At 69.2% G+C, this 11951-nt stretch carries 9 protein-coding genes; 2 read left to right on the forward strand and 7 right to left on the reverse strand.

All coding sequences use genetic code 11. The annotated features are described in order from the left end of the window. Window positions 1-56: 56 nt before the first annotated feature. Both rsgA and OZ403_RS11660 read left to right on the forward strand, forming a co-directional pair. Window positions 57-1142, forward strand: coding sequence for a ribosome small subunit-dependent GTPase A (rsgA, locus tag OZ403_RS11655; RefSeq protein ID WP_140789514.1), 1086 nt, complete (start codon window positions 57-59; stop codon window positions 1140-1142). A gap of 114 nt (window positions 1143-1256) precedes the next feature. After that, entirely contained in the window at window positions 1257-2624 is a 1368-nt protein-coding gene (locus OZ403_RS11660; protein WP_268784233.1) for a TAXI family TRAP transporter solute-binding subunit, read from the forward strand. Window positions 2625-2681: 57 nt separating this feature from the next. Here OZ403_RS11660 and OZ403_RS11665 read toward each other — a convergent pair whose 3' ends face one another. From OZ403_RS11665 to OZ403_RS11695, 7 genes are all read right to left on the reverse strand, one after another. Next, on the reverse strand, window positions 2682-4781 hold the full coding sequence (locus OZ403_RS11665) for a spermidine synthase (RefSeq protein ID WP_140789518.1): 2100 nt from the start codon (window positions 4779-4781) through the stop codon (window positions 2682-2684). A gap of 381 nt (window positions 4782-5162) precedes the next feature. Then, a complete protein-coding gene (locus OZ403_RS11670) occupies window positions 5163-5663 on the reverse strand; it encodes a hypothetical protein (RefSeq protein WP_140797842.1) in 501 nt (166 codons plus the stop codon). Window positions 5664-5676: 13 nt separating this feature from the next. Continuing rightward, complete coding sequence (locus OZ403_RS11675) at window positions 5677-7287, reverse strand: hypothetical protein (protein ID WP_268784234.1); 1611 nt, start codon at window positions 7285-7287, stop codon at window positions 5677-5679. 115 nt (window positions 7288-7402) lie between these two features. Continuing rightward, complete coding sequence (gene thrA, locus OZ403_RS11680; protein ID WP_268784235.1) at window positions 7403-9862, reverse strand: bifunctional aspartate kinase/homoserine dehydrogenase I; 2460 nt, start codon at window positions 9860-9862, stop codon at window positions 7403-7405. Window positions 9863-10021: 159 nt separating this feature from the next. Further along, on the reverse strand, window positions 10022-10156 hold the full coding sequence (locus OZ403_RS11685; RefSeq protein WP_268784236.1) for a hypothetical protein: 135 nt from the start codon (window positions 10154-10156) through the stop codon (window positions 10022-10024). 108 nt (window positions 10157-10264) lie between these two features. Continuing rightward, window positions 10265-11290 (reverse strand): inorganic phosphate transporter, encoded by a 1026-nt coding sequence (locus OZ403_RS11690; RefSeq protein WP_140789526.1) that lies wholly within the window; start codon window positions 11288-11290, stop codon window positions 10265-10267. After that, a complete protein-coding gene (locus OZ403_RS11695; protein WP_140789528.1) occupies window positions 11291-11917 on the reverse strand; it encodes a DUF47 domain-containing protein in 627 nt (208 codons plus the stop codon). It abuts the gene before it with no gap. Window positions 11918-11951 lie beyond the last annotated feature (34 nt).

Genomic DNA, 11951 nt, shown 5'->3' on the forward strand with positions numbered 1-11951 from the left:
AGCCCTGAAGAACCAGGTGCGCCATTGGCACCGCTCTGTCCGGAGTCCTTCCAACCATGTCGCTTGAAACCCTCGGCTGGGGTCCAGCCTTCGAACACGCATTCTCCACGCTCGTCTCGCAGTCTCCGCTGTCCCTCGTCCCTGGCCGCGTCGTGCGCCAGCATCGAGGGTTGCTCACGGTCCAGACGGACACGCGCACCCTGTTGGCGCGCACCGCGGGCCGGCTTCTCCATCAAGCCCCCGGCGTCGAGTCCCTGCCCACCATCGGCGATTGGGTGGCGCTCCAGCTCCCCGATGGGGACGGCGAGGCGCTGCTCCACGCGGTGCTGCCTCGCGCCAGTGTGCTCGCCCGGCGCGAGGCGGGCAGTGAGCGCGACGGGCAGCTCATCGCCGCCAACCTGGATGTCGTGTTCCTCGTCGCGGGACTGGACGGCAACTTCAATCCCCGCCGCATCGAACGGGCATTGGCGCTGGCGTGGACCAGCGGCGCCGCGCCCGTGGTGGTGCTCACCAAGGCGGACCTGCGCCCGGACGCGGACTCACTCGTGGCCGAGGTGGAGGAGCTGGCTCCAGGCGTACCCGTGTTCGCGCTGAGCTCCTGGACGGGGGAGGGCATCGAGGCCCTTCGCGCGCAGCTTCAGGCCGGGAAGACGGGGGCGTTGCTCGGCTCCTCCGGTGTCGGCAAGTCCACGCTGGTCAACCGGCTCCTGGGCGAGGCGCGGCTGGTCACCCAGGCGGTCCGCGCCGAGGACGACAAGGGCCGTCACACCACCACGCACCGCGAGCTGTTCGTGCTCCCGGGCGGCGGACTGCTCATCGACGGACCCGGCATGCGCGAGCTGGGGCTGTGGGGCGAGGATGACGGCATCGGCCAGACGTTCACCGACATCCTCGAGCTGGCCGCCGGCTGCCGCTTCACGGACTGCCAGCACCAGCGAGAACCCGGGTGCGCGGTGCGCGCGGCCGTGTCGTCGGGGGCCCTGCCCGAGGCGCGGCTCGCCAGCTACGAGCGGCTGCGGCGCGAGCAGGCCTTCCAGGCCCGTCAGCGCACCGCGACCGCGGAGCACGACAACCGGCGCCACGAGCGCGGACGGGCCTTGATCGTCAGGGATGCCTTGCGCTCCAAGCGCCGGCGGGACTGAGGCGCCCGTCCCTGGGGGGGGCGGGTGGAGTGACCGCCTTCTGACTGCCCGGCCGCTTCACCGGCGGCCGGGCCCCGTGGCACGCGCGCGCCGTGTCTATACTCCGCGCCCATCATGAAGAAGGACTCGCTCAAGGCTCGCCTGCGTCGCACGTTGCGGTGGGACCTCTGGATGACGCTGGGCCCCGCGCTCGTCATCGTCAGCATCGCGTTCGCCGTCACGTTCTACTTCGTCAAACCCGCGCCGCCGAAGAAGCTCGTCATCGCCGCGGCCGGGGACGAGGGCGGCTTCCGGTACTTCGCGCGCAAGTATCAGGAGATTCTCGCGAAGCACGGCGTCACGGTGGAGATTCGTCCCACGGACGGCTCGCTCACCAGCATCAAACTGCTGGAGGACGAGCACTCGGGCGTGGACGTGGCTTTCGTCCAGAGCGGGACGTCCGACGCCACCAAGGCGCCGCGCGTCGTGTCCCTGGGAAGCCTGTCCTACGTGCCGTTGTGGGTCTTCTACCGGGGGCCCACCATCGACGACCTGAACGCCCTGCAGGGCAAGCGCATCGTCGTGGGCCCCGAGGAGAGTGGCACGCGCGCCCTGTCCATGAAGTTGCTGGAGGCCAACGGCGTGGGCGCCGCGCCCACGGAGCTCTTGAGCCTGGGGCGCGACGAGGCCATCGAGCAGCTCAAGCAGGGCAAGGTCGATGCTGTCTTCATCGTGTCCCCAGCGGAGTCACCGCCCGTCCAACGGCTCGCGCGGGTGCCGGACATCAATCTCCTCAGCTTCTCGCGGGGCGAGGCCTACGTGCGCCGCTACCCCTATCTGTCCCGGCACGTGCTGCCGCGAGGCGTGCTCGACCTGGCCGCGGACGTGCCGGACCATGACGTGGTGATGTTGGCGCCCACCGCGAACCTGGTCGCCACCGATGCGCTCCACCCGGCGCTGGCCTACCTCTTGATGCGCGCGGCCAGCGAGGTCCACGGCAAGGCCGGCATCCTGGACCGCACAGGCGAATTCCCGGCGGCGCTCGAGGCGGGCTTTCCGTTCAGCAGCGAGGCGCGCCGCTACTACGAGTCCGGCGTTCCGCTCCTGCACCGCTATCTGCCGTTCTGGGCCGCCAGCCTGGTGGACCGGCTCTGGGTGATGTTGGTGCCCTTCATCGCCGTCCTGGTGCCCCTGGGCCGGGTGGCGCCGGCGCTGTACCAGTGGCGCGTGCGCTCGCGCATCTTCCGCTGGTACGCGCGGCTGAAGGAAATCGAGCTCCAGCTCGAGGAGGGTCCTGGCCGGGAGATGCTGGAGGAGATGCTGCGGCGGCTCGACGAGGCCGAGCGCGAGGTGAACCGCATCCCCATGCCCCTGGCCTACGCGGAGAACCTCTACTTCTTCCGGGAGCACGTCGACGTCGTCCGCCGCCGCCTCACCCGGCGCATCGCCGAGTCCGGCGAGCCCTCGTCCGAGGTGCTCACGGCCCAGGAGAAGACCGCGTAGCCGCCGCGGCCACAGGGCGCTTCCGGGGCCCGCTCGGAAGCGCCACGAGGCCGTGTGTCAGTGCGCGAGCGCGTGCAGCAGGTTGACGTAGCTGTCGGACCAGACGCGCCGGTCCTTCAGCTCGGGTGGCGTGTCCACCGGCTGGAAGGGCAGCTCCTGGGTGAGGCGGGCCACGACGTCGCTGTTGGCGCTCATGGCGAACCAGACGCTGGGTGAGCGGCCCGACGCCAGCTCCTCGGCGGTGAGGCGCTCCGTCTGATTCACGAGCCCTTGGACCCGCAGCTCCGTGCTCAAGCGGGTCAGCACGGGGACCAGGTCGAAGAGCCGGCTGGAGACGTGGAACAGCAGGAGCCCCTCCGGCGCGAGCTTCCGGAGATAGAGGCTCAGCGCCTCCCGGGTCAGCAGGTGCGTGGGGACGAAGTCGCTGGAGAACGCATCGAGGACGATGACGTCGTACCCGTCGTCCTCGGCTTCCTCCATGCGAAGGCGCGCGTCCCCCGCGAGGACACGGAGCTCCGCCTGGCTGGAGCCGAGCATGCTGAAGTGCTGGCGCGCGAGCCGCTCCACCTCCGGGTCCAGTTCGTAGAAGTCCCAACGCTCGCCGGGGCGGCCATACGCGGCGAGGCTGCCGATGCCGAGCCCCACGACGGCCACGCGCTCACGCACAATCCGTTCCGAGGCCAGCACCCGGCCCACCGCGGAGCCGCGGTGGTAGTAGGAGAGGGGCTCTCCTCGCTCGTCCGGGTGGAGGTTCTCCACGCCGTGGACGGTGCTTCCGTGCTGGAACAGCCTCAGGCCCTCCGCGTCCTTGACCGTGTAGAGGCCGTAGAAGGTGCGCGAGCCTTCGATGCGCCCGCGCGCGAGCATCCACCCGGAGAGCACCAGGACCGCGACGACGAACAGGGCGGCTCCGCTCGATACGTAAGGCGCCAGCTTCGGGACGGGCAGCCCCTGGCCCCGGCGCATCATGTCCCGCGCCGCCAGTCCTCCCAGCAGGAGCAGGCCGGTGATGCCGTGGTCCAGGTACGGGAGCGCCAGCGAGCCCAGCGTCAGGGGAACGACCAGGGCCAGCAGCAACGTGCCCACCAGACCGCCCAGCGAGACGTGCAGATAGAACGAACCCAGCAGGCGCGGGTCCGACGGGCGGCACCACACGAGGTTGCCATGCATCAGCAGGCAGCCCACCCAAAGCACCGCGCTGTGCAGCACCAGGGACGGGAGCGACGTCTGCGCGCGTGCCAGCGCGAAGAGCGCCGCGCCCGCCGCGACGGCGAGGCTTCCCAGCGCGAGCCGGTTCAATCCGGTGGGCGTGGGGGGCCGCTTCGAGAAGCAGACGATGAGCGTGAGCAGGTACAGCGAGAGGGGGAGGATCCACAGCAGCGGGATGGAGGCATCCAGCGTGAGGACGTTGGTGACCGCGAGCAGCAGCGCATTGGCGCTCGCGGACAGCAGCAGCCAGGTGATGCGTGAGGCGCGCGGCGCGCGGGGCACCGGCTCGGTCCGGGCCGCTGGCTCGGACGTCGTGCTCCCACCGGCAAGCGCCGGCCGCACGCGTTGGATGCAGAGCAGCGCGAAGACGACGAACGCGCCGTAGCCCGCGTACCAGACAGCCAACTGCTCCTGGAGGTCGAGCGACGGCTCCACCAGGAAGGGGAAGGTGAGCAGCGCCGTGAGTGCGCCCGCGTTGGACGTCCCGTAGAGGAAGAACGGGTCACCCCGGGAGGGATGCTCCGTGCGGGTGAACCAGCCCTGGGCGACGACGCTCGTCGTCGAAAGGGCGAGGAACGGCAGCCCCAGCGACAGCGTCAGCGTGAGCAGGATGGCCGCCACGGGATGCAATTCGAAGAGGTGCAGCCGGAACGGGAAGACGACGACCGCCAGCAGCACGAAGCCCAGGTGGGCCCAGCGGTAGCGGCCCTGGTGCGCGGCCACCGCGACGCGGCTCGAGTAGAAGTAACCGAGCATCAGCACCGCCTGGTAGAACACCAGGCACGTCGTCCAGATGGCCGCGCTGCTTCCGTACGAGGGCAGCAGCAGCCGCGCGAGGATGAGCTCCACCTGGAAGAGCAGGAAGGAGCCGAGGAAGACCCAGAGGTGGAACAGCGTCCCTGTGAAGGCGTGGGTCGAGGGCTTCGGGGCGGGAAGGTCGGTCGTCATCCTGGGAGCAACTCGCGAAGGCCCATACGCAGCGTGTGTGTGTGGCCGTGTGGGCGGAGCATCGCTCCAGGCGGCCCGAAAAAAAACGCAGGGGTGGCCTCAAGGTTTTCGGCGCCGTGCGTTTTGAATTTCGAAGTGGGGATGGGGAGGAAGCAAGCCCGGGGGGGCTGTTGCTTCCAGAGGGGGAGGGCGCGCCGGAGTCGGGCCGCGCAGTCATTGGGAGCACGTCGAGGGGGCGTGCTCCCAATGTTTTTTCTGGAGCTCTCGTCTGAGTGGCTCACGCGGCGGGGAGTGCGTCGGGGGGCGCGCTCCCCGCTGTGTTTTTTCAGGGGACTGCTTCGGCCGGGCCCGGTTTCCCGGGCCTCGGCTGTGCCCACCGGACTACTCGGCGTTGGACGAGGGCATGACCTTGATGGGCTGCCCGTCGTCGCCCGTCACCGTCGTACCTTCGGTCTTCTGCTGCGCCGCCGTGGGCGTACCCACCGCGAAGCTGAACACCCTGGACAGGTGCGTGCCCCGGAAATCACCCGTGACGGTGACGACGAGGTGAGACTGCCCTTCACCTGGAGTGAAGCTCACGTCGAACTCGGACACGGCATCCTGGGTGAAGTTGCCACCCGACACGGGGGTGGTGGCGCTCTTCACTTCCAGGCCGTCCACGCCGGAGAGGCTGACCTTGACGTCGGTCGCCGGCGCATCGAAGCGCAGGGAGACGCGGGCCTGGTTCTCACCCAGCTTCGCGTCCACCTTCACCGGCGCGCCGACCTTCGTGGTGTCCGAGCTGTCGCTGGGCGTGGGGTTCGACTTCGACGGGGAGGTGCAGGCCATCTGCGCCGTGAGCGCGAGGAGGCTGGACAGGGCTGCGATTGCCTTGAGGTTCATGTGCGCTCCGGACTCACTGGCTGGTGATGGAGAGGGTGGGGAAGGGACGGTAGTTGCCGGCCGTCTCATTGAAGCCGTACACGACGACGACGTACCGCGCGTCCGCCTGGGTCGGGATGCTGACCGTCTCCGTACCGGTGTAGCCGATGTCGGACTCCGCCAGGCTCCGGCCCTGCCCGTAGACTTCGATGCCGACGTCCTCCGTCGCGTGGTTCGCGCTGATGGTCATGTTCCGGCCCGTGCCGGTGAAGACGTAGTACTGGTTCTGCTCGCGCTTGTTGTAGTCGCGCCCGCCCACCAGCGGCACTTCGGTGGTGTACGGGATGCCCGGCACGTTGGTGTAGATGGCGCGCAACTGCGTGTCCCCATCACCGAAGTCCGAGCTGATGGACCCGATGTTGTAGTGGGCCAGCAGCAGGTACACGTCCGCGGTGCTGACGCCGGGCTGGGCGATGAATCCGTTGATGAACGAGCCGACGGTGGTCAGCGCGGGCGTCGACTTCTGCGGGCCCACGAGCACGTCGTAGAAGATGCCCAGGTTGTACGACACCATGTCGTACGATTCGTTGGTGCCGGAGTCGAACAAGTCATAGAGCAGCCGGAAGACGCTCATCTCGGAGAAGGCGCCCTTCTTCGGGTCGTCGGGGCGGGCCGTGGGCTCGCTCTCCGCGTCGAAGCCGAAGGCGACCAGCGTCGAGGCGTCCCAGTATGTGTCGGCGTAGATGGGCTCCGGCAGCAAGATGCTGGCGAGCGCGTTGCCGTAGCCCTCGCCGAAGGCGAGGCGCGGGTCCAGGATGTCACCGCTGGAGTGCGGACCGCCCGGGCTATCCGCTCGCGACAGGTTGGCCTCGAAGTAGTGCCCCCACTCGTGGACGATGACGTGGGCGTCGAACTCGTCGGTGTCCACGCCGTCCCGGCCGAGCACGTAGATTTCGTTCTCCGTGAAGGAGAAGTGCGACGTGCCGATGCGGCCCTGCGGCTTGCTGCCCGGCTGGGGCATGTTGTTCGGGCTCCAGTTCACCTTCAGCAGCGGGAAGTTGACCGGTCGCACGTCCATGAAAGCCCGCGACGCGGTGTACATGCTGTCGAGGATGGCGAAGGGTGCCGCGGTGCGCCGGCTGGCCGTGTAGTTGGTGCCCGCCCAGCCGTGGCTCGCGTGCAAGTCCTTGGTCGTCACCGTCGCGGTGATGTTGTCACCCACCGCCCAGATGGCGTTGTTGTCGGTGTTGTCCTCAATCTGGATTTCCGGCTCGGTCGTCTTGGCGAGCGCGACCACCGACAGCGCCCCGCTGCCGGAAGGGGTGTACGTGAGCGTGTAGCGCCCCTGCTGGTCCGTCGTTCCATCGACGAGCACCCGCGTGCCCTGCCGCACCTGGACCACGGCGTTGCGCACGGGCCGCTTGGAGGACTGGGCGAAGTCCAGGGTCCCCCGCCGCGTGGAGGGCGAGTAGACGGCCGGGACGAAGTCGTACGTCACCGTGCCGCTCAGGGTGACGGGCTCTCCGGTGCCGCCGCCTCCATCACCGTCGTCATCACCGGGACACGCAGTTGTCAGCACCAGGGTGAATGCGAGCGCCAGCACCTTGTGGGTGAGGTCTCGGGTCGGCTTGCGAGTCACGTCCATTCCGTTCTCTCCCCCTTGCCTCTCGCGCATTCGAGGGCAGGCGGGGCATTGTCGACAAGTCCGCAGCCAACTTCAAACGTACATCGGCCGCGGACCTGTCGTACCGGGCGTCAACTCAGGGGAGCGGCCCGTCGACCAGGCGGAGCACGTCCGCCAGCACGCCAGCCGCTGTCACCGCCGCGCCCGCGCCGTAGCCGCGAATCACCAGCGGAGTGGGGCTGTAGCGCTCCGAAGTGAAGCTGAGCGCGTTCTCTCCGCCCTTCACCGCCGCCAGCGGGTGCGTCAGGGGCACCGGCACCAGCCCGACGAAGCAACCGTCCTCCGTGACGCTGCCCACGTAGCGTAGCACCTTGCCCTCCGTGCGGAGTGCCTCCACGCGGCGCTGGAAGGCGGCGTCCACCTGGGGGAGCCGGGCGAGGAAATCATCCAGCGGCCCGGTGGCGTCGAAGTCCGACGGCAGCAGGGAGTCCAGCGTCACCTGCTCCAACTCCACGTGGCGGCCCAGCTCGCGGGCGAGGATGAGCACCTTGCGCGCCACGTCGGTGCCGTGGAGGTCGTCGCGCGGGTCGGGTTCGGTGAAGCGCTTCTCCATGGCGGTGCCCACCGCCTGCGACAAGGGGACGCCTTCCTCCGTCAGGCCCAGGATGAATGACAGCGAGCCGGAGAGGATGCCTTCCACGCGCAGCACCCGGTCTCCCGTGCGCAGCATGTTCTTCAGCGTGTCGATGACGGGCAGCGCCGCGCCCACGTTCGTCTCGTAGAGGAAGCGGCGTTGGTGACGGGAGGCTGTCTCGCGCAGCTTGCGGTAGTGGCTCCACTGGCCTGCGTTGGCCTTCTTGTTGGCGGTGACGACGTGGAGCCCCGCCTCCATCAGCGACGGGTAGGCGAGCGCGATGTCCTCGCTGCTGGTGCAGTCCACGAAGACGGGCCGGCCCGGCCGCTTCGCGCGGGCCCAGTCGCGGAAGGCGTCCAGGGGCGCGCCGTCGCTGCTGGCCGACAGCCGCTGCTTCCAGTCCTCCAGGGGAAGTCCCTCGCTCGCCGTCACGACGCGCTGGCTGTTGGCGATGACGCAGACGCGCAGGTCCACGCCGTGGGCGCGCAGCTTGGGCGCCTGCTGGTGGATCTGCTTGAGCAGCTCGCCGCCCACGCTGCCCACGCCGGCCAGCAGCAGCTCCACGACTTCCGTGGTGCCGAAGCACCGACCGTGGACATGGGCCAGGGCGCGGGGGCCGTCCGTCTCCGCGATGACCGCGGAGATGCTGCGCTCGCTGGAACCCTGCGCGATGGCGGCGATGCTGCAACCCACGTCCGCCAGCGCGCTGAAGAAGGTGCCTGCCACGCCCACGCGGTGGCGCATGCCATCACCGACGATGCTGAGCACGGCGAGCCCGCGCTGCTGCTCGATGGTGTCCACCTTGCCCGCCGCGCGCTCCATCTCGAACGCGACTTCCAGGGACTGCACGGCGCGCTCCGCGTCCGCCTGCTGGACGCAGAAGCTGATGGAGCATTCGCTGGAGCCTTGGGTGATGAGCACCACGGAGATGTTGGCGTGGGCCATGGACTCGAAGACGCGGGCGGCGGTGCCCGGAACGCCCTTGAGTCCCGCGCCCGCCAGGTTCACCAGGGCGATGCCGGGAAGGAAGGAGAGGCCGCGCACCGGGTGCTCGGGCGGCGCGGCGTCGTCGGTGACGCGGGTGCCCGGGTGGTCGGGGCGAAAGCTGTTGCAGACGCGCACGGGGATGCCGCGCTCGCGCGCGGGCGCAATCGTCTTGGGGTGGAGCACCTTGGCGCCGAAGTAGGCCAGCTCCATGGCCTCCTCGAAGCTCACCTCGGGCAGCGGGAAGGCTTCTGGCACCAGCCGCGGGTCGGCGCTGAAGATGCCGTCCACGTCCGTCCAGATCTCCAGCAGCTCCGCGTCCAGCGCCGCCGCCGCCAGCGCCGCCGAATAATCCGAGCCACCCCGGCCCAGGCACATCGTCTTGCCCCGGGCGTCACCGCCGAAGAAGCCCGGCATCAGCATCAACCCGGGACCGCTGGCCTCGCGCAGCGGCGTGAAGCGCGCCCGGCTCTCCTCCTGGAGCGGTGTGGCCTGGAGTGGGTCCCCCGCGCAGAGGATGACGTCCCGTGGCTCCACGGCGTGCGGCGCCAGTCCGCGTGCGTGCATCAGCGCGCCCAGGATCAGGCACGAGGCGCGCTCGCCCAGGCCGGACAGGTGCGCGAGCACGGAGGGCGAACATTCCCGCAGCAGCCCCACGCCCTGCAGCAGCCCGCGCAGCTCCGAGGTCAGCGTGGAAAGTCCCTCATCCAGCGAGCGCAGCCGCGTCTCCCCCAGCTCCGCCGCCAGCTCGCGGATGATGCCGCGGTGGACGTCCTCGAAGCGGCCGTGGAGCGACTCCACCGGCTGGCCTTCCTGGGCCGCGCGGGCCGCGTCCACCAGGAGGTTGGTGATGCCGGAGACGGCCGAGGCGACCATCATCACCCGCGTCTCCTTGCGCGCCGCCGCGGCCAGGTCCGCCACGCCGCGCATCCGCTCGGCGTTGCCCACGCTCGTCCCCCCGAATTTCATCACCCTCATGAGCGCACCTCCGCGTGGAAGGCAGCGAGGCGGGACGGCGGGTTCGGCGGCGTCGACTGCGGGGAGGGCTGCATGTCGGGGCTCCTGCGGCATGTGAAAACAAAAAAGCCCCGCGCCGGAGAGCGCGGGGCCGAGCTGGAAACCAAGGTGGTTCCGTCGCTAGACCACCCGCGCCCGGCGGGGAGTCGTCGCGGTCGTCGTCGTGGTGGTGGTCAGCACGGTCGTCAGGACACACGCGCGGGCGAGGAACGTCGTTCCCTCGCGCTGCACGTGCTGGCCGTTGACGCCGTTCATGAAGGGAAGGCTGGCCGAACTTGCCGCGGTAAGTCAAGCAAGGGACCCGGCAGGTCCATGCATGACGGGGACGGGCTCGCGGAGGTCAACGCGAGCCCTCCCCGGCGTTCAGCTTGCCAGGCGCATGACCACCTGGGTGAGGCCGTAGACCACCACCGCGGTCAGCGCCGCGGCGGGGATGGTGAACACCCAGGCCCAGATGATGCGGCCGGCGACGCCCCACTTCACCGCGCGCCAGCCCCGGGTGGCGCCCACGCCGACGATGGCGCCGGTGATGGTGTGCGTGGTGGACACGGGGATGCCCAGGTGGGCCAGCGCGATGATGGTGACGCCGCCGCCCGTCTCCGCGGCGAAGCCGCCGATGGGCGCCAGCTTGGTGAGGCTGTGGCCCATGGTGCGGACGATGCGCCAGCCGCCGAAGAAGGTCCCCAGGGCGATGGCCGCGTGGCAGGAGATGATCATCCACCAGTCGATGTGGAACGGCCGGTCCTTCCAGATGGTGCCGAAGAGCACCACGGCGATGATGCCCATCACCTTCTGCGCGTCATTGGTGCCGTGGCTGTAGGAGAAGATGGCGGACGACACGAGCTGCAGCCGGCGGAACCACGAGTCCACCTTCAGCGGCGTCTGGCGGTGCACCGTCCACGTGCTCAACACCATCAGCCCGATGCCCAGCGTCATGCCGATGAGCGGCGACAGCACGATGAAGGCGGCGATCTTCGCGATGCCCGAGCCCACCAGGCCCGCGAAGCCGAGCACCGGCAGCGTGGCGCCAATCATGCCTCCGGCCAGCGCGTGCGACGACGAGGAGGGCAGGCCCCACCACCACGTCAGCAGGTTCCAGACGATGGCGCCCATGAGGGCGGAGAAGATGACGGCGAGCACCGCGCTGGGGCCCTGAGCCCGGAGCATCTCGAAGTTGATGATGCCCTTGCCCATGGTGTTGGCCACGTGGACGCCCCCGCCAAAGGCCGCCACGAAGTTGAAGAAGGCGGCCCAGGCCACGGCCAGGTTGGGGGAGAGCACTCGGGTGGAGACCACGGTGGCGATGGAGTTCGCCGCGTCGTGGAATCCATTGATGAAATCGAAGATGAGTGCGACCGCGACAATGAGGATGACGGCGGCGAGTAGCATTTAGCTGTGCTCCAGCACCACGCCTTCGATGACGTTCGCCACCGACTGGCACTTGTCGGTGGCGGTCTCAATGAAGTCGTAAATCTCCTTCCACTTGATGATGAGCAGCGTGTCCGCGCCGCTCTTGAAGAGCCGGCCGACACCCGCGCGCAGGGCCTCATCCGCCTGCGACTCCAGGCGCTTGATTTCCTTGCACCCGGCCAGGATCTGCTCCGGCTTCTTGATGAGCCGCAGCGCGGCCACCACCTCCTGCACCTTCTGCGTGGACAGCACCAGCAGGCGCGCCAGCTCCGTGGCGTCCGGAAGGCTGGCCGGGATCTCGTAGTAGTGCAGGCGGGCGGCGGCGGCGTTGGTCAAATCCAACACGTCGTCGATGCGGGAGAGCAGGGTGTGAATCTGCCCCCGGTCGAACGGGGTGATGAACTGCTGGTGCAGACGGTTGAAGGCGGTGTGGGTGACTTCGTCCCCACGGTGCTCCGCGTCCTTGAGCGCCTGGACCCGCGGTGCGACGTCGCGGTAGTCACTGAGCAACTCGTAGAGCATCTTCGCGCCTTCGACGGTGACGGCACATTGCGCATCGAAGTCGTCGAAGAACTCGTCCGACTTCGGCATCAGCTTCTCGAGCATCCGTCCCTCCAAGTCGCCTGGGGGCAGGCGACGC

Origin of the sequence: Myxococcus sp. NMCA1 (assembly GCF_026810205.1) — a bacterium.
Classification (GTDB): domain Bacteria; phylum Myxococcota; class Myxococcia; order Myxococcales; family Myxococcaceae; genus Myxococcus; species Myxococcus xanthus_A.